The following is a 16,898-nucleotide window of genomic DNA, read 5'->3' on the forward strand; positions in this document are numbered from 1 at the left end:
CCTCCTACGGTTCAGCCATGACGACCACGAACATAGCCGCCCTGCCCACCCGTCCCGAGGACGTCCCCGCGGCCTTCGCCGCGCGGTTCAACAGCGGGGACCCCGAAGCCGTGCGCGAGCTCTACGAGGAGCGGGCCGCCTTCGTGCCGGAGTCGGGGGACGCCGTGCACGGCGGTGCGGAGATCGCCGCCGCGAACGCGCCGTTCCTCGCCCTCGGCCTGCCGATCGCCGTGCGGCCCCGGCACGTGCACGTCGCGGGCGATGTCGCGCTGCTCGTCGTCGACTGGGAGATCGGCGCGGGCGAGGCGCGGTCCAGGTCCACGGCCACCGACGTGGTGCGGCGCGGCACCGACGGGTGCTGGCGATACGTGATCGACAGTCCCTTCGGTGCCGCGCCGTCGGGAGTCAGCCCCGGGCCGACCCCCTAGGTGCGTCTACTTGCTGTAGAACGCGTTGTAGATCGACAGCGTCGACTTGTTGCCCTTTTTGTCCGCGATCTTGGCGTGGAACGAGATGGCCTTGTTCTTCGCCGGGTTCTGCACGGAGATCTTGCCGTTGGTGACCGTGACCTTCTTCCAGGTCTGGCCGTAGTCGTAGGACACGTACACGGCAAGGGACTTGAGGTTCGAGCCCGCCGCCGCGCCCTGGACCGTGACCGGCACCGACTGCTTCTCGTCGGCCTTCGCACGGCTGTCCAGGCCGACCTTCGGGCCGAACCGCACCGTGGAGACCGGCAGCTTCGCCTCGTCCGCCTTCTTGGAGCGGAAGCTGAAGCTCGCGTCGATCCGCGTGGAGGCCGCGCCCACCTTGACGCTGCGCTTCACGGACGTCGACAGCTTGTACGCGGCGTCGCCCGACGGCACCTTGAACGGCTTGTCGCCGACCAGCGGGTCGTCGTTCTCACCGATCTGGGTGCCGTTGCGGGTCAGCGTCGTCTTCACCGACGTCAACTGCGAGTAGCCCGCGTGGGTCTTGCCGTCGGCGAAGACCGGGAGGTAGCCCTGGATCTCGTTGCCACGCCGGTAGACGCCGTACTGACCGCCGATGCGGGGACCGAAGACGGCGGTGTTGAACGTCTTCTCGTAGGTCGTGCCCGCCTTGAAGGTCTGCGGGGTGCCCAGCGAGTAGCCGGTCTCGACGGTCGGCCAGCCCTCCGGGTCGACCGGACCGTTCTGCTCGAACTCCAGGCCCCACTTGACCTTGTCCGCGGTGGACACGTACAGCGTGCGGTCCGTGGGCAGCTTCGTCGGGACGGAGACGGACCAGGTGCCGCTGCCGACGGGCAGCTCACCGGCCGCGCGCAGCGAGCCCGTCTTGCCGCTCGCGGCCGCGCCGAGCCCGGCCTTGACCGTGGCCAGCTCGCTCGCCTTGTAGTGCTTGGTGTAGCCCGTGGCGACGTGCTTCACCGCGGTGCCGGAGAGGACGTTGTACTCGGTTTTGTCGCCCTTGGTCCAGACGCCCGACCACGTCTGGCTGAGCTTGACGCCGGTCGGGGCGGCACCGACGGCACCGGTGCGGAAGTTCTTGTACTCGTCCATCAGCCAGCCGAAGCTGCTGCTGAAGTCCGCCGTCTCGACCGTGTAGTCGGGGGAGGCGAGGACACCCTTCACGTCGGTCGCGGGCACGCTGATGTCGACCGGCTTCGCGGTCCGCGCGTCCACCGTGACCGTGGTGTTCTTGGTGACGTCCAGCTTCGGCTGGGCGAGCCAGTCGACGCCCTTGCTGAGGTCCGCAAGGTCGACCGCGATGTTCGAGTCGAGGACGTAACTGCCCTTGGGAACCCGGACCTTGAAGGTGCCGGAGGGGTCGTACGTGTCGAAGTCCGCGCCCCTGGCCGCGCCGGTCAGGCCCTGGACCGAGTCGTTGTAGTGCTTCGTCGGCTGTCCGTCACGGCCGAGGTGCTTCACCGTGAGGTCGTACGACTCCACCTCGCGGTCGACCGCGGCGGCCGTGCGCACGGACTGGCCGCCGCCGCTCGCCACGACGTACGCGGAGTACGAGCCGTCGACCGTGCCGCCCAGCTTGGAGTCGGCCGTCAGGTCGACGGAGGCGGTGCCGCCCGCGGGGACGGTCACCTTCTTCGCGCCGAGGGTGAAGAACCCGGCGGGGGCGGGGTTGCCCTTCGGGTCGGTGGCGTCCACGGCGAGGTCGAGGGTGACCTCGTCCTTGCCAAGGTTCTTGTACGTCACCTTCTTGGTGACCGGCTTGTCGTCGGTGTGCGGCCACTGCTGCGTGCCGAAGCTCACCGACACCGGGTCGGCGATCACGGTCTGCTTGATGGCCTTGTCGACGGCGATGCGCCCCGAACCCTGCTGGAACGCCGTGTACTTGCCGCCCTTGGTGGAACCGGTGAGCGCGCCCTTCAGCTCGTCGTGCTTCCACTCCGGGTGCTGCTGCTTGAGCAGGGCGGCGGCGCCCGCCACGTGCGGGGTCGCCATCGACGTACCGGAGATCGTCAGATAGCCCTCGGGGTTCTGGCCGACCTCCTTCTCGATGACGGAGCCGGGCGCGGCGGCGGCCGTGATGTCGACGCCGGGCGCGGTCACGTCGGGCTTGATCGCGCCGTCGCCGACCCGCGGGCCCTGGCTGGAGAAGTCCGCCAGCTTGTCGTTGTCGTCGACCGCGCCCACGGTGAGCGCGGCGTCCGCGCTGCCCGGGGAGCCGACCGAGCCGGGCTCGCCGTCGTTGCCCGCGGCGATCGCGAAGAGGATGCCCTTCTCCGCGGAGAGCTTGTCGACCTGCGCTTCGAGGGGGTCGATGCCGGGGGCGTCGGAACCGCCGAGGCTCAGGTTGACGACGTCGGCACCCTCTGCGGCCGCCCAGTCCATGGCGGCGATGATGCCGGAGTCCTCGCCGTAGCCGTCGTCGCCGAGGACCTTGCCGTTGAGCAGCTTGGCGCCGGGCGCGACGCCCTTGAACTTCCCGCCGGACTTGGCGCCCGTCCCGGCCGCGATGGACGCGACGTGGGTGCCGTGGCCGTAGCGGTCCTTGGCGTCGGCCGACTCCGTGAAGTTCTTCTCGGCGATCACCCGGTCCTTGAGGTCCGGGTGGGTGGCGTCGACACCGGTGTCCAGCACGGCGATCTTGACGCCCTTGCCGTCGTACCCGGCGGCCCAGGCCTTGTCGGCGCCGATCTGCTTGACGCTCTTGTCGAGGCTCGCCTTGCGGACGCCGTCGAACCAGACGTGGCTGATGCCGGACGCCGCGGTGCGGGCGCCGTCCTTGCCGCTGGTCAGCGCGGCCCACAGGTCGGTCGCGTCCTGCTTCGGCGTGCTGACCGCGTCGGCGTTCAGCGCCTTCAGGCTCCTGCGGACGGTGGTGTCACCGGCGCCGCGGACATCGGCCTTGGTCGTGGCGGCGGCTCCCTTGTAGCCGACGATGACCTTCAGGGCCTTCTTCTGGGCCGCACGGTTGCGCTTCTTGTTCAGCTCCGTGACGTCGAAAAGGCGCCGGTCGAGGGTGCCGTCGGCTATCAGGCGCTGCGCGTCGGCGGGTATCAGCAGCGTGTGTCCGCCGCTGCGCCGCACCTGTACGGGGATGTGTTCCCGCCCCTTGGCACGGTCGATGCCGACCACGCGGCCGTTGGCGTCGAGGACGGCACGGTCGCCGGTGATCAGCGTGACGTGGGTCCTGCCCGCGCCCTTGCCTAGCCCGCCCTCGGCCTGGACCGTGTGCCCCGCGGGGGCGGGGTCCGCGGCGGCCGGGCTGGTCATGCCCGCCGCGAGGGCCACGGCCACCGCCGCGGCGATACTGGCCCCGCACGCTCTCTTCACTTGTCTGCGCAAGTCTCCCCCTGGAGGTATAGGGGCTCCCGCCCCCTGGATGTCGAAGTATGCCGAGGGGGCTACACCTGCTCAATAGCGGGACAGAAGTACAGAGTTGAGGCTGACCGAAATTCATGACGCCTTAACGGCAATTGGCCGGATCGGGGCAATTCCGAAATACGGATCGCCGCGTTCCCCATTTCCCCGGGGCCGGAATGGACGCAGCCGTGTGAGTGCCACAGGCGCGCGCTCGGGTGACGTACCCGCGGCCCCCGGTTGCCGCACACCCCCGCAGTGGAACGACAAGCGCCATGATCCCGATGCCCTCCCTGCGCCCGCGCGGCGCGATCCGGCTGGCCTGCCTGTGCGCCGCCGCCCTGACCCTCACCACGGCCGTGGCGGTCGCCGAACCCCACCCTTCGGGCCCAAGACCGACCGCGAACGAGAAGGACGTCCTCAGAGAGCGCACGGTCGCCCTCGACGTCGCCGACTACCGGTGGCTGTGCTCGGCCGGTGGCTTCGGCCGGGCCACCGAGCACGCCCTCGACCTGTTTCCCGGCGTGCGGATCACGCTCGTCCAGGACGGCCGCGAAGCGAAGGAGAACACCGTCACGTGGACCGGCCATGTCAAGGGGGCTCCTGAGCAGCAGGCGGTGATCTCGGCCAGCCACGTGTGCCGCCCCACGAAGGCAACCCGCCCGGTCATCGAGTCCCGGCCCGACCAGAAGAACCTGAAGAACCAGAAGAACCAGCCCGCCGTCGACGCCATGGTCGACCTGGGGGCGCGCACGTACCACGTCACCACCCTGCCGGGAGAGCGCCCGCGACTGCGGATCACCGAGGAGAACCCCGGCGCGCGCCGCCACCCCGCGCCCGACAACGGCACCCTCGACGAGCGCGCCGCCCGGGAGCTGCACGACTCCCTCAAAGACCGCGCCCCGGCCGATCCGGCCGACCCGGTCGTCATCGACGTCCTCGCCGGGTACACCCCGCCCGCGCTGCGCCGGGTGGGCGGAGAGCAGGCGATGGCGGCCCGCATCGGGATGGCCGAGTCCTATATGAACCAGGCCCTGGCCGACAGCAACGTCGCGGCCAGGATCGACGTCGTCGGCCGCTACGACACCGGCTACAGCGGCAACCAGACCGCCGCACGCATGCTCGAAAAGCTCTCCGACCCGCGGGACCGCGACCTGGGCGCCACCGCGCACCGCCACCGCGAGGAGCTGGGCGTCGACCTGGTCACCGTCATCAACGACGTCCCCGTCGGCTCCTCGGGCCAGGCCAGCCTGCCCACCAGGGGTCACCTGGACGACGAGCTGGCCTACTCGGCCGTCGACGTCCAGTCGCTCAGCGAGTGGTACAACCTCGGGCACGAACTCGGTCACAACCTGGGCCTGTTCCACGACCGCGTCACCCTCGACCGGCAGGACCCCTCGGGCGGCTACCGCGAGCTGCTCAACTCCCCCGCAGGAACGGGGTGGATCACCCCGCGCCGCGACTACCACTCCCTGATGGCCTACGCGGAGAGCTGCGGCCAGCCCTGCAGCCCCGTCAACCAGTACTCGAACACCGAGAACACGGTCGACGGCCAGCCCCTGGGCGACGAGAACAACAACAACGCCGCGCTGGCCCGCAGGACCGCCCCCATCGTCGCGGGCTACCGCGAGCTGAAGGTGGACCGCGTCCGGCACCGGCTCACGATCGGCGCGAGCCCGAACGGCACGGTCCGCCCCGCCGTCCACGGCCCCTACGCCCCCGGGACCACGGTGGGCGTCACGGCGAAGCCCGCGGCCGGATACCGCGTCAGCGGCTGGATCGTCGACGGCAGGCGCCACGACATCACGGACGAGAACGTGACGATGACGATGGACCGCCCGTACACGATCAGCGCGGTCTTCACGCCGACCGGGGCATGAGGGCCGGGCACGCAGGAAGCGGCCCGCACCCTTCACAGGGTGCGGGCCGCTTCCGTACGACCGTGCTCAGGGATCGGACCAGGATCAGACCGCGGAGCCGGCCTTCCACTGCGCCCAGTCCATGTTCCAGCCGTTGAGGCCGTTGTCCGGGGAGATGGTCTTGTCGCCGGTGTTGCGGACGTCGACGACGTCACCGGTGATCGAGTTCTCGTAGAACCAGGAGCCGGGGGTGCTCTTGTCGCCCGCGCCCTTGGCGTCCTGGAGGCCGATGCAGCCGTGGCTGGTGTTGGCGCCGCCGAAGATGGAGGGCGAGCCCCAGTAGTTGCCGTGGATGAACGTGCCGGAGTTCGACAGGCGCATGGCGTGGGGCACGTCCTTGATGTCGTACTCGCCCTTGCCGTCGCCGTCCTTGAAGCCGACGGTCGCGCCGTCCATCCGGGTCTCCTTGAACTTCTCGGAGATCACCATCTTGCCGTTGTACGTCTTGTTCTCGGGCGAGCCCGCGGAGATCGGGATGGTCTTGACGACCTTGCCGTCCCGCATCACCTTCATCTGCTTCGTCTTGGCGTCGACGACGGAGACCTGGTTGCGTCCGATCTTGAACTGGACGGTCTTCTGCTGCACTCCATAGACCCCGTCGGAGCCCTCGACGCCGTCGAGGTCCAGCTTCAGGGTGACGGTGGAGTTGCCCTTCCAGTAGTCCTCGGGCCGGAAGTCCAGGCGGTTCGCGCCGAACCAGTGGCCGGAGATCTCCTGCCCGCCGGTGGACGACACCTTGATCGAGGACTGGACGTCCTTCTTGTTGGTGATCGCCTTGTCGAAGTTGATCGACACGGGCATGCCGACGCCGACCGTGGAGCCGTCCTCGGGCGTGAAGCTCCCGATGAAGCTGTTGGCCTTCGAGACGGTCGTGAACGCCGAGTTCTCGTGCGCCTTGCGGCCCTCGGAGTCCTTGGCGGTCGCCGAGATCTTGTACTTCGTGGCGCGCTCGAGCTGGGCGCTGGGCTTCCAGCTCTTCTTGTCCGCAGATATTTTTCCGGCCACGACGGTGCCGCCGTCGCTCTTCATCGTCACGTCGGTGAGCGTGCCGTCGCTGACCGTGACAGCGGCCGCGCTGTTGATGCTTGCGTTGTCGGAGCCGTTCTTCGGCGCGATCTTGATCTGGGCGGCAGAGGTCTTCTTGGCCGCCGCCTCGTCGACCTGGTTCTGCGACTCCTTGCCGCCCGAAGCCTTGTCGCCGTCGTCGCTGCTGCACGCCGAGAGCACGAGCACGCCGCTCACCAGAGCGGATACGGCCGCGACGCTCTTGCGCCCGCGTCCGAGCCCGCGACGCCTACTGTCCGTCATCACACGCATCTCCATAGTTGCCGAATCCCCAGAGCCAACCCCGAGAGTCCCCCTGCAATCCCGCATAACGTCCTGCCCGGTTCGTCCCGTTCCACAACCGCGAAGAGTGTGGGGAACACCACGTTCGCGGTACTGGAATTGTCTCGCGTCGCCCCCCGTGCCGTCCGTGCAGGGTGAGACGACGGAACCCCGGGCGGCGGTTGCTGCCCGGGGTTCCCGGTTCCGGATTCTTCAATCCGGGCTACAACTCGTCGTTCTCGCCATCATCCTCGTCCGGGTCCCAGTCCGGCGAATCGGGGTCGTAGTCGATCGACTCGCTGCTCCACGAGGCCTGGGTCAGCTCGGTGCCGGGCACGTGGCTGACCAGGTCGAAGGGGTCCACGAGGTAGGCGAGCGCCTCGGCGACGTCCTCCTGGACGGCGGTCTCGGCGTGCGCCCGCTCCTCGCCGGGCATCTGCTCGTCCTCGCCGATGTGGGCCAGCGCGGCGCCGGTCAGCTTCTCGGCGTCACCCACCTCGACGACCATTTCCACCCGCAGCCGTACAAACCGTGATGTCTCGTCTCCACTCATACGACGGAGGGTACGGCCCCGTGAGCTCGCGACTTTCCCGCGACCCGCACCTTTCATTAGCATCGCCCCACACGGCCAATTCGCCAGCGCCACAAGGGGGATCCGATTCCGTGTCCGCACGCCGATCACTGCTGACCACTGCTGCCGCCGGAGCCCTGCTCGGCGCCCTGTGCTTCGTCCCCTCCGCCAACGCGACGTCGCCCGACGCAGCCCCCTCCTCGGATTCCTCGAGTTCCTCGAGTTCCTCGAATCCATCCGCTCCCTCGAACCGCCACGAAACGGCCTCCGCGGCCTCGGGGCGCCTCGCGGAGACGGGCGGCGGCTTCGACACGACCCCGTACGTCGTCGGCGGCACGGCGTTCCTGGGCCTGGGCGCGGGCTTCGTGGTGTTCTCGGTACGCAGGGAACGCGACGGCGAAAGCGGTGGGCGCGGCAGCGCGGCCTACTGAGGCCCGAGGGCGTCCCGCTGCGGGCGGTAGAGCTCCCGGGCGCGGGCGAGGTCGGTGGAGCCGTGCGCTTCCCCGCCCTCGTTCTCGTACACCGGCAGGAAGAACTCCACCTGCCACGACTGCGCCTTCTCCGCCTGCCGGTTGGTGGTGGTCACCCAGGGCGGATAGACGCGGAAGGCGCGCTTCCCGCCGACGCCGTCCGTCGCCACGACACCGTGTGCGCGGAGCGCCTCCGCAGGGAAGACGAACTGGCCGAAGTGGCCCTGGTCGCGGCTGCTGATGACGAAGAGGTCGACGCCGTCCGTGTCGTCGAAGGGCCGGATGGGCCCGGCGGCGGACCTCATCCAGACGGTGACGAACTGGCCGACCTTGGTCGGCGTCGTCCTGGCCTCGCGGAAGCGGACGCGCAGGCCGTCGAGCGTGAACGTCTGGGCGGCGTAGTCGGCGCCCTCCGCCTCGGGCACCGGCTGCGACCAGACGAAGCCGCAGGGGTCGTAGACGAGTGCCTTCGCCGCCATGAGACCGGCCGAAGGACACGCTCGGTTCGCTGTCATCCGGCCACCCTGTCACGGGGCGTGGACCGGGCCCGCCGACGGCTACTCTGCGCCGCATGACCAGCTCAGACACGTATACGGAATCCAGTGAATCCGGTGCATCCGGTGACGCCGAAGTCGCCATAGCCGCGGCCCGCGCGGGCGCGGACGTCGTGCGCGGCCTGTACGGCCGACGGCTCGCCCGGATCGACAAGGGTGCGGGCGACTTCGCCACCGAGGCCGACGTGGCGGCCGAGAAGGCGATCCTCGACGTCATACGGGCCGCGCGGCCCGACGACTCCGTGCTCGGCGAGGAGGGCGGGCAGCGGGGCGCCCCCGACGCCGCGCGCCAGTGGCTGGTGGATCCCCTCTGCGGGACGTTGAACTACGCCGTCGGCACCATGCTCGTGGCCGTCAACGTGGCGCTGCGCGACGGGGCGGCGGCGGTGGCGGACCCGTTCAGCGGCGAGGTCTTCCACACGGACGGCACGTCCGCCCGCGTGCGGCACTACGAGGGGTCCGAGGGTGTCGACGGGCTGTTGGCCCCCACCTCCGACACCCGGCTCGTCGACGTCAACCTCGATCCGCCGTTCCCCGGTGCGCCCGGATTCCGCGGCGTGGACCTGCTGGCCCACCCCGGCTTCGCCGCGCGGTTCCGGCCCCGGGTCGTGTCCACGACGCTGGCGTTGGCGTGGGTCGCCGCGGGCAGGCGGGCCGCGTACGTCACCGATGGCGGTGACCTGTCCGAGAGCGTGCACTTCGCCGCCGGGATCGCCCTGTGCCGGGCAGCGGGCTGCGTGGTCACCGGAGTTGACGGCGCCCCGCCGGGGCGTGGGGGCCGCGGTCTCGTGGTGGCGGCGGACGCCGAGACCCACGGGCTGCTGATGTCGATGATCGGCGGCTAGCGGCCAGCGGCTCCGGGAGGGGCCCGCTCGCGGGGAGTTGTCCGCGATCTTCATCGGAATTGTCCGTGATCCGTAACAGGCGCATCCCTTCGGCTCCGTGACTCGTCCTGCCGGGTGGCCGCAACGCGGCGACCGGGGGTTCGGCGAGGACTTGGCAAAGGGGCGGGCATGGCACGGCACAGCGGTGGGCGGGGCTGGTACGGCAAGTTGATCGGGGCTGCGCTCGGGGTGACGATGCTCGCCACCGGCGCCTCGGTGTGGACCGCGCAGGCCGGTGACGCGGACGACGCGTCACCGGAGGCGACCGCACCGGCCAGACCCGGCGTCAAGCCGGTCTCGCCGACCATCGCGCACGCCTCGGAGAAGGGGAAGCGCGGCGTCAACATCACCATCGACGACGGCCCCGACCCCAAGTGGACCCCTCAAATGCTCGACCTGCTGCGGGAGAACGGGGTGAAGGCCACGTTCTGCATGGTGGGGACGCAGGCCCAGGCCAACCCGGACGTCGTGAAGAAGGTCGTCGCGGCCGGGCACCGGCTGTGCGACCACTCCGTGTCGCACAACACCGGCATGGACAAGGACACCCAGGCCTACCAGTCCCAGCAGATACTCGACGCCGAGCGCATGATCACCAAGGCGTCCGGCGGCGTCCGGCCGATGTACTACCGGGCGCCCGGCGGGGCGTTCACCCCCTACAGCCGCAAGCTCGCCGCCGACCGCGGCATGCGCCCGCTGGGCTGGAACGTGGACACCAAGGACTTCGAGCGCCCGGGCACGGACGCCATCGTCGCGACCGTCGAGCGTGAACTGCCCAACGGTCCGACCCTCCTCTTCCACGACGCGGGCGGCGACCGCACCCAGACCGTCGAGGCCCTGCGCCGACTGCTCCCGCAGCTCAAGGCGCAGGGCTACACCTTCGGTTTCCCGGTGCGCTGAACCGCTAGGCCAGCGGCCCCGTCACCGGCTCGACCGCGGTCACGAGCGCGCCCGACCTGACGAACGCGTCCGCCGCCGCCAGGTCCGGCGCGAGGAAGCGGTCCGGACCGGGACCCTCGACGCCCGCCTTGCGGACGGCTTCGATGACCGCCTGCGTCGCGGGCGCCGGGGTGAGGCCCTCGCGGAGTTCGACGGCGCGCGTGGCCGCGTACAGCTCGATCGCCACGATGCGGGCGAGGTTGTCGACCGTGGTGCGCAGCTTGCGGGCCGCGGACCAGCCCATGGAGACGTGGTCCTCCTGCATGGCGGAGGACGGGATCGAGTCGGCCGAGGCCGGGACCGCGAGCCGCTTCATCTCGCTGACCAGGGCCGCCTGCGTGTACTGGGCGATCATCAGGCCCGAGTCGACGCCCGCGTCGTCCGCGAGGAACGGCGGCAGGCCGTGCGAGCGGTTCTTGTCGAGCAGCCGGTCGGTGCGGCGCTCGGCGATCGAGCCGAGGTCGGCCGCCGCGATGGCGAGGAAGTCGAGGACGTACGCGACCGGGGCGCCGTGGAAGTTGCCGTTCGACTCGACGCGGCCGTCGGGCAGTACGACGGGGTTGTCGACGGCGGCGGCCAGCTCGCGCTCGGCGACGAGCCGCGCGTGGGCCATCGTGTCCCGGCCCGCGCCCGCGACCTGCGGCGCGCACCGCACCGAGTAGGCGTCCTGGACGCGCGGCGCGTCGTCCTGGTGGTGGCCGGTGAGGCCGGACCCGGCGAGGACGGCGAGCATGTTGGCGGCGGAGGCAGCCTGGCCCGGGTGGGGGCGGATGGCGTGCAGCTCGGGCGCGAGGACCTTGTCCGTGCCGAGCAGCGCCTCCAGCGTCAGGGCGGCGGTGATGTCGGCCGACTTGTAGAGGGTCTCCAGGTCGGCGAGGGCCATCACCAGCATGCCGAGCATGCCGTCGGTGCCGTTCAGGAGGGCGAGGCCCTCCTTCTCGCGCAGCTCGACCGGCGTGATGCCGTGCGCGGCGAGCAGCTCGCCCGCGGGCCGCAGCTCGCCGTCGGGACCCTCGGCGTCGCCCTCGCCCATCAGCGTCAGCGCGCAGTGGCTGAGCGGTGCGAGGTCTCCGGAGCAGCCCAGGGAGCCGTACTCGTGGACGACCGGCGTGATGCCCGCGTTCAGTACGTCGGCCATCGTCTGCGCGACCTCGGGGCGCACGCCCGTGTGGCCGGAACAGACCGTCTTCAGGCGCAGGAACATCAGCGCGCGCACCACTTCGCGCTCCACGCGCGGGCCCATCCCCGCCGCGTGCGAGCGGACGATGTTGCGCTGCAGCTGGGCGCGGAGGTCGGGGCCGATGTGGCGGCTGGCCAGGGCGCCGAAGCCGGTCGAGACGCCGTAGACGGGCTCGGGCTTGGCCGCGAGCGCGTCGACGATCCCGCGGGCCGCGGCGAGCGCCGTCAGCGCCTCGGCGGAGAGTTCGATCCGTGCGTTGCCGCGCGCGACGGCGACGACGTCCGCCGCGGTCGTCCCGGACGTCCCAAGGGCCACGGTACCCACGCTGTGCATATCCATATTCAGCAGCGTACGGACTGAATCGCCAGGTGTCACGGGTGGAATTGGCAAGAGCCACTTACCGCGAGGTCAGCCGCGTCAGAACGCCCCGCGGACCGCCCGCAGATCGCCCGCGGACCGCCCTTCCGTGGCGGCCGCGCGGCCTGCGGACGCCCGTGGACCTACCCGTCGATGGCCCGCGACCCCCGCCCCCTGAACTTGCGCCGCTCCCCCGCCCGGTGCGCCCCCGCGGGCGCGTCCGCGAGCCGCACCACCGGGTCGTCCACGCCCTCGCGCCCCGCCACCACCGGCTTCGCCGCGCGCGCGGCCTTGGCGCGGTACTGCGCCGCGTCGGCGAGCCGGAAGAGGCGGCGGGCCGAGCGCACCGCCCCGATCGGGTCCCCGGTCGACGCCACACCGCACGCGACCCCGTCGCCGAGCTCCAACTCCGACGCCCGTACGCAGAGTTCGTCGGCGACCCGCACCACCTCGTCGGCGGTGGGCCCCACCGCGACCAGGCAGAACTCGTCGCCGCCGAGACGCGCCGCGAGCGTCCCCGGCAGCATCGCGCCGCAGAGCGAGAGGACCGAGCCGAAGCGTTCGAGGAGGCGGTCGCCGACCGCATGGCCCTGGGTGTCGTTGACCCGCTTGAGCCCGTTGACGTCGCAGACGACCAGGCTCACCACGGCCCCCTCGGCGAGGTGCCGCTCCACCGCCTCGTCGAGCCTGAGGTCGACCGCGCGGCGGTTGGCGAGCCCCGTGAGCGCGTCCGTGAAGGCCAGGCGGCGCGCCTCCTCCAGGCGCTCGGTCTGCGCGATCCCGGCGGCCACCACGGCCGCGAGGACCGTCGCGAAGTCGGCGTCGGCCCGCTCGAACACCGGCGCGCCCGGCGGACGCGCCACATACAGCTCACCCCAGGCGCGGCCGTGCAGCACGACCGGGGCGACCACGCAGCAGCCGCGGCCCCGGCGGCGCAGGGCGGCGACGCGCTGATGGCAGTAGCCGGGCTCGCGGGCGTCCGCGGGGCCCTCGGCGGTCTCGACCCAGGCGTGCGGTTCGCCGCCGCCCGCCCAGTGCTCGTGCAGGAACTCGGTGATCTCCGGGAACTGGTGGACGGGGTACGCCTCGTTCTCCGGGAACTCCTCCTCGCCATGGACGCGTTGGCCCGCGTTCACCAGGACCCGCAGCCGCCCCATGTCCCGCTCCCAGACGGACAGTGCGGCGAAACTCCCGCTCAGCGCGCGACAGGTGCCGAGAGCGGCCGCCCGCCAGGACTCGCGCGGAGTGTGCGCGGCGGCCATTCCCTGCGCCAGCTCGACCACGGCCCGCAGCCGGACATCCTCACCCATTTCCCCAGATTAGGAGGTTTGCGGCATTTTGGAACTTCGGGACATGGCGCACCTGCGCCGGGGCCGCCCGGTTCGCCGGGGTGTCACTCCCCGGGCCACTGCGGCTTCCGCTTCTCGTTGAAGGCCGCGACGCCCTCCGCCCGGTCGCCCGAGAACGCCACCGTGCGCCACGCCGCGTCCTCGACCTCCAGACCGGCCCGCAGGTCGAGGCCGTGCCCGAGGCGCAGGGCGCGCTTGGCCGCGCGCAGGCCGACCGGCGAGTTGGCCGCGATGCGGGCGCCGAGCGCCAGCGCCTCCGTACGCGCCTCGCCGCCCTCCGCCAGCAGGTCCACCAGGCCCAACTCCCGCGCCTCCGCGGCCTCCACCCGGCGCGCCGAGAAGATCAGCTCGGCGGCTCGAGCGGCGCCCACGCGGCGCGGCAGGAGCTGGGTGCCGCCACCGCCCGGGATGACGCCGACGGAGACTTCGGGGAGTCCGACGACCGCGGTCGAGTCGGCGACGATCATGTCGCAGGAGAGCGCGAGCTCGAACCCGCCGCCGAGCGCGAAGCCGTGCACGGCCGCGACGGTGGGCATGGGCAGCTCCAGGACACCCGTGTACGAGGCACGGGTCGTGGGGCGCTGGCGGCGCAACTCGTCGTCGCTGAAGGAGTTCCGCTCCTTCAGGTCGGCGCCCACACAGAAGGCCCGCTCGTGCGTGGAGGTCAGGACGACGACGCGGGCGTCGTGGTCCTCGGCGAGGGCGGCGCAGGCGGCGGCGATGGACCGGGCCATCTCCGAGGAGACGGCGTTCATCGCCTTGGGGCGGTCCAGGACGAGCTCGACGACGTGGCCGTGCCGCCTGACCGCCACGTACTCCCCGTACCGCTGCTCGTCGCCCATGACGCTCCTCCACCTCCGGTTAACGACCGTTACCCGGGGATCATGTCACCGGGCCCGCCCCGGGGGAAGGGACTCCTCAGCCCCTTCGCGCCAGCAGCCACGGCTCGACGACGCCGAGGCCGCGGACCGGGCGCTGCCACATCGGCTGCAGGGCGAAACGGTAGGAGGGGGGCTCCTCGCCCTCCTTCTCCGCCGCGGCGGCCTCCTCCGCGGCCTGGGTCTCGGAGGCGGGCGCGTCGCCCGTGCGCGTCAGCTCCTCCGCGAACGCCCCGTCCACGAGGACCGCGTCCCTGGGCGCTATCGAGGTCAGCCTGCTCGCGAGGTTCACGGTCGTGCCGAAGACGTCGCCCATGCGGGTCGTCACGGTCCCGAAGGCGATGCCGACGCGCAGCTCCGGCATCGTCTCGTCGTTGGCCATCGTCTCGATGAGCCGCAGCGCGATCTCCGCGGCGACGCCCGCGTCGTCGGCGGCGTACAGGACCTCGTCGCCGAGGGTCTTGATGAGCCGTCCGCCGTGCGCGGCGACCAGGTCCGCGGCGGTGGTCTCGAAGGCCTCGACGAGTTCGCCGAGCTCCTCCTCCTCCATGCGCCGGGTCAGCCGGGTGAAGCCGACGAGGTCGGCGAAGCCGACGGCGAGGCGCCGGTCCACCATCTCCTCGTCGTCCGCGGCCTGCACGACGCGGCCGGTGGCGGCGGCGAGCTGGCGCCGCCACACGTAGACGAGGAACTCCTCCAGCTCGGGCAGGAGCAGTTCGATGAGCGGGTACGTGACCTCGGTGCGGGTCATGCCGGGCTCGGGCGGCTCGGTGAGCCCCTCCAGGAAGGAGTCGATCTGCCACTCGGCGAGCCGGGCGGTGGTCTGCCCCGTCGACCGGGCCACCTGCACGGCCATGGCCTCGCTCAGCAGGCCCGCCTCCACGAGGCCCGCGAGGCGGCGCAGGGCGAGGACGTCCGCCTCGGTCAGCGCCTTGGCCTGGCCGATGTCCGGAAAGCCCATGGCCCGCCAGAACCGGGACGCCAGCTCCATCGAGACGCCCGCGCTGCGGGCCGCCTGGAAGGGGGTGTACCTGCGGTCGGCGCCGAGGATGAGCTGTTCGAGGCGGAGGGCGAGCGGATCCCTCTCCGCGTCGTCCTCGCTCTTCTCGTCCACGTCGGGCACCTCGGGCACCCCGGACATGTCCCTCGCACCCTCCGCCCCGCCGTCACGGGCGGCCACGGACCCAGCGGTACGGCCGGACCCGCCGTCGGGGGCGGGGTGTACGCCCTCGCCTGAGCCCGTGTCGTCGACGGTCACGCCTGCTGCCCTTCCGATCTGCCGCGGTCAGGTATCGACCGGCGCCAACTTTACGGCAGGTGTGCCGCAGCTCACTCCCTACTCCCGCGAGGCGCTTCGCGTGTGCCCGGCGAGGCCGTCCGACACCTGCGGGTGCGTCGTGGCTGATCGCGCAGTTCCCCGCGCCCCTGCAGGGCGCGTGCCCAGGCCGTCCGACACCTGCGGGTGCGTCGTTGGCTGGGCGCGCCGTTCCCCGCGCCCCTGCGGGGCACGTACCCAGGCCGTCCGGCATCCGCAGGTGCGTCGTGGCTGATCGCGCAGTTCCCCGCGCCCCTGCGGGGCGCGTGCCTAGGCCGTCCGACACCTGCGGGTACGTCGTTGGCTGGGCGCGCCGTTCCCTGCGCCCCTGCGGGGCACGTACCCAGGCCGTCCGGCATCCGCAAGTGCGCCGTGGCTGGGCGCGCCGTTCCCCGCGGCCCCTCAGGCGCGCTCCGCTACCCCGCCGGGCGCAGGTGGACGATGTCGCCCGCCCCTACCGGCTGCTGCACGCCCTCCTCCGTGGCCAGGACCAGGCGGCCGTCGCCGTCCACCGCTACCGCCTCGCCCACGATGGAGCGGTCGCCGGGGAGTTCTGCCCGGACCCGGCGGCCGAGTGTCGCGCAGCCTGCGGCGTAGGCCTCCTGGAGGCGGGAGGCGGCCGGGTCGCCGGATGCCGCGCGCCAGTCGCCGTACCACTGCTCCAGGGAGCGCAGCACGGCCCGCAGCAGCGGATCGCGGTCCGTGACCTTCGCGCCCGCCAGGGCGAGCGACCCCGCCGTCGGCACGGGCAGCTCGTCCTCGCGCAGCGTGACGTTGAGGCCGACGCCGACGACGATGCCCCCGCCGGACGCCGAGCCCGCCCGCTCCGCGAGGATGCCGCCCGCCTTCCGTTCCTGGTCACCGACCGTTACCAGGAGGTCGTTCGGCCACTTGAGTGCGGTGTCCACGCCCGCCACCCGCGACAGGCCCGAGGCGACGGCGACACCGGTGAGCAGCGGCAGCCACCCCCAGCGCTCGACCGGCACCTCGGCGGGCTTGAGCAGCACGGAGAAGAAGAGGCCGGAGCGGGCGGGCGCCGACCACCGGCGGTCGAGGCGGCCCCGCCCCGCGCTCTGCTCCTCGGCGACGAGCACCGCGCCCTCGGGGAGCTCATCGGCCCGCGCCGCGAGGTCGGTGTTGGTGGAGCCGGTGGCGGCCACCACGTCGAGCGAGGACCACAGGCCGCCGTCCCTCAGCAGGGTCCTGCGGAGCGAGGCGGCGTTCAGGGGCGGCCTGTCGAGGTCGGACCAGCGGTTGTCTTCAGCATCTGACGGCGTCATGCAAGCCACCTTAGGTGTGGTAAACGACGCACTGCCGAACGGTATCGGCGCCGATACGCTACGGGTCAGTAGCCAGCCG

14 protein-coding genes are annotated in these 16,898 nt (G+C 71.8%); 5 read left to right on the forward strand and 9 right to left on the reverse strand.

Annotation, left to right across the window (positions count from 1 at the left end):
- The first annotated feature begins 17 nt into the window (after positions 1–17).
- Positions 18–428: a nuclear transport factor 2 family protein gene (locus tag ABZV77_RS06480; RefSeq protein ID WP_356251024.1), complete on the forward strand. Its 411-nt coding sequence runs from the start codon at positions 18–20 to the stop codon at positions 426–428.
- A 6-nt stretch (positions 429–434) separates the two neighbouring features.
- On the opposite strand, the gene ABZV77_RS06485 is transcribed toward ABZV77_RS06480, so the two are convergent.
- Positions 435–3,773, reverse strand: a complete 3,339-nt coding sequence (locus tag ABZV77_RS06485) for a S8 family peptidase (RefSeq protein ID WP_356252327.1) — start codon at positions 3,771–3,773, stop codon at positions 435–437.
- Between the two features lie 302 nt (positions 3,774–4,075).
- Here ABZV77_RS06485 and ABZV77_RS06490 point away from each other — a divergent pair, with 302 nt between their 5' ends.
- Positions 4,076–5,680, forward strand: coding sequence for a reprolysin-like metallopeptidase (locus ABZV77_RS06490; protein WP_356251027.1), 1,605 nt, complete (start codon positions 4,076–4,078; stop codon positions 5,678–5,680).
- An 84-nt stretch (positions 5,681–5,764) separates the two neighbouring features.
- On the opposite strand, the gene ABZV77_RS06495 is transcribed toward ABZV77_RS06490, so the two are convergent.
- Positions 5,765–7,027: an Ig-like domain-containing protein gene (locus ABZV77_RS06495; RefSeq protein ID WP_356251030.1), complete on the reverse strand. Its 1,263-nt coding sequence runs from the start codon at positions 7,025–7,027 to the stop codon at positions 5,765–5,767.
- A 241-nt stretch (positions 7,028–7,268) separates the two neighbouring features.
- Positions 7,269–7,598 (reverse strand): hypothetical protein, encoded by a 330-nt coding sequence (locus ABZV77_RS06500; RefSeq protein ID WP_356251033.1) that lies wholly within the window; start codon positions 7,596–7,598, stop codon positions 7,269–7,271.
- A gap of 110 nt (positions 7,599–7,708) precedes the next feature.
- Here ABZV77_RS06500 and ABZV77_RS06505 point away from each other — a divergent pair, with 110 nt between their 5' ends.
- The gene (locus ABZV77_RS06505) at positions 7,709–8,047 is read left to right on the forward strand and encodes a hypothetical protein (protein ID WP_356251036.1); all 339 of its coding nucleotides are present in this window, start codon (positions 7,709–7,711) and stop codon (positions 8,045–8,047) included.
- On the opposite strand, the gene ABZV77_RS06510 is transcribed toward ABZV77_RS06505, so the two are convergent.
- The gene (locus ABZV77_RS06510) at positions 8,041–8,601 is read right to left on the reverse strand and encodes a MepB family protein (RefSeq protein ID WP_356251039.1); all 561 of its coding nucleotides are present in this window, start codon (positions 8,599–8,601) and stop codon (positions 8,041–8,043) included. The two genes, ABZV77_RS06505 and ABZV77_RS06510, sit on opposite strands and share 7 nt — an antisense overlap.
- Before the next feature lie 56 nt (positions 8,602–8,657).
- Here ABZV77_RS06510 and ABZV77_RS06515 point away from each other — a divergent pair, with 56 nt between their 5' ends.
- Positions 8,658–9,485, forward strand: a complete 828-nt coding sequence (locus ABZV77_RS06515) for an inositol monophosphatase family protein (RefSeq protein WP_356251042.1) — start codon at positions 8,658–8,660, stop codon at positions 9,483–9,485.
- Positions 9,486–9,653: 168 nt separating this feature from the next.
- Positions 9,654–10,421 (forward strand): polysaccharide deacetylase family protein, encoded by a 768-nt coding sequence (locus ABZV77_RS06520; RefSeq protein ID WP_356251045.1) that lies wholly within the window; start codon positions 9,654–9,656, stop codon positions 10,419–10,421.
- A gap of 4 nt (positions 10,422–10,425) precedes the next feature.
- Here the strand turns inward: ABZV77_RS06520 and hutH are convergent, their stop codons facing one another.
- The 5 genes from hutH to ABZV77_RS06545 form a co-directional block, all read right to left on the reverse strand.
- Complete coding sequence (gene hutH, locus ABZV77_RS06525) at positions 10,426–11,973, reverse strand: histidine ammonia-lyase (protein WP_356252330.1); 1,548 nt, start codon at positions 11,971–11,973, stop codon at positions 10,426–10,428.
- A 167-nt stretch (positions 11,974–12,140) separates the two neighbouring features.
- Positions 12,141–13,307 carry a GGDEF domain-containing protein gene (locus ABZV77_RS06530; protein ID WP_356251047.1) on the reverse strand — a complete coding sequence of 389 codons (1,167 nt, stop codon included), beginning with the start codon at positions 13,305–13,307 and terminating at the stop codon, positions 12,141–12,143.
- Positions 13,308–13,390: 83 nt separating this feature from the next.
- Positions 13,391–14,188 carry an enoyl-CoA hydratase-related protein gene (locus tag ABZV77_RS06535; protein ID WP_356251050.1) on the reverse strand — a complete coding sequence of 266 codons (798 nt, stop codon included), beginning with the start codon at positions 14,186–14,188 and terminating at the stop codon, positions 13,391–13,393.
- Between the two features lie 76 nt (positions 14,189–14,264).
- A complete protein-coding gene (locus ABZV77_RS06540; protein ID WP_356252333.1) occupies positions 14,265–15,365 on the reverse strand; it encodes an adenylate/guanylate cyclase domain-containing protein in 1,101 nt (366 codons plus the stop codon).
- A gap of 590 nt (positions 15,366–15,955) precedes the next feature.
- Positions 15,956–16,819, reverse strand: coding sequence for a biotin--[acetyl-CoA-carboxylase] ligase (locus ABZV77_RS06545; protein WP_356251053.1), 864 nt, complete (start codon positions 16,817–16,819; stop codon positions 15,956–15,958).
- Positions 16,820–16,898: the final 79 nt, after the last annotated feature.

The sequence above is a fragment of the Streptomyces sp. NPDC004732 genome (genome assembly GCF_040609235.1).
GTDB lineage: Bacteria > Actinomycetota > Actinomycetes > Streptomycetales > Streptomycetaceae > Streptomyces.

Excerpts from the sequence above, each read along its gene's own strand:
- ABZV77_RS06480 (WP_356251024.1), top strand. The coding sequence starts at position 18 with ATGACGACCACGAACATAGCCGCCCTGCCCACCCGTCCCGAGGACGTC.
- ABZV77_RS06490 (WP_356251027.1), top strand. The coding sequence starts at position 4,076 with ATGATCCCGATGCCCTCCCTGCGCCCGCGCGGCGCGATCCGGCTGGCC.
- ABZV77_RS06495 (WP_356251030.1), bottom strand. The coding sequence starts at position 7,027 with ATGACGGACAGTAGGCGTCGCGGGCTCGGACGCGGGCGCAAGAGCGTC.
- ABZV77_RS06500 (WP_356251033.1), bottom strand. The coding sequence starts at position 7,598 with ATGAGTGGAGACGAGACATCACGGTTTGTACGGCTGCGGGTGGAAATG.
- ABZV77_RS06510 (WP_356251039.1), bottom strand. The coding sequence starts at position 8,601 with ATGACAGCGAACCGAGCGTGTCCTTCGGCCGGTCTCATGGCGGCGAAG.
- ABZV77_RS06515 (WP_356251042.1), top strand. The coding sequence starts at position 8,658 with ATGACCAGCTCAGACACGTATACGGAATCCAGTGAATCCGGTGCATCC.
- ABZV77_RS06520 (WP_356251045.1), top strand. The coding sequence starts at position 9,654 with ATGGCACGGCACAGCGGTGGGCGGGGCTGGTACGGCAAGTTGATCGGG.
- hutH (WP_356252330.1), bottom strand. The coding sequence starts at position 11,973 with ATGCACAGCGTGGGTACCGTGGCCCTTGGGACGTCCGGGACGACCGCG.
- ABZV77_RS06530 (WP_356251047.1), bottom strand. The coding sequence starts at position 13,307 with ATGGGTGAGGATGTCCGGCTGCGGGCCGTGGTCGAGCTGGCGCAGGGA.
- ABZV77_RS06535 (WP_356251050.1), bottom strand. The coding sequence starts at position 14,188 with ATGGGCGACGAGCAGCGGTACGGGGAGTACGTGGCGGTCAGGCGGCAC.
- ABZV77_RS06540 (WP_356252333.1), bottom strand. The coding sequence starts at position 15,365 with ATGTCCGGGGTGCCCGAGGTGCCCGACGTGGACGAGAAGAGCGAGGAC.
- ABZV77_RS06545 (WP_356251053.1), bottom strand. The coding sequence starts at position 16,819 with ATGACGCCGTCAGATGCTGAAGACAACCGCTGGTCCGACCTCGACAGG.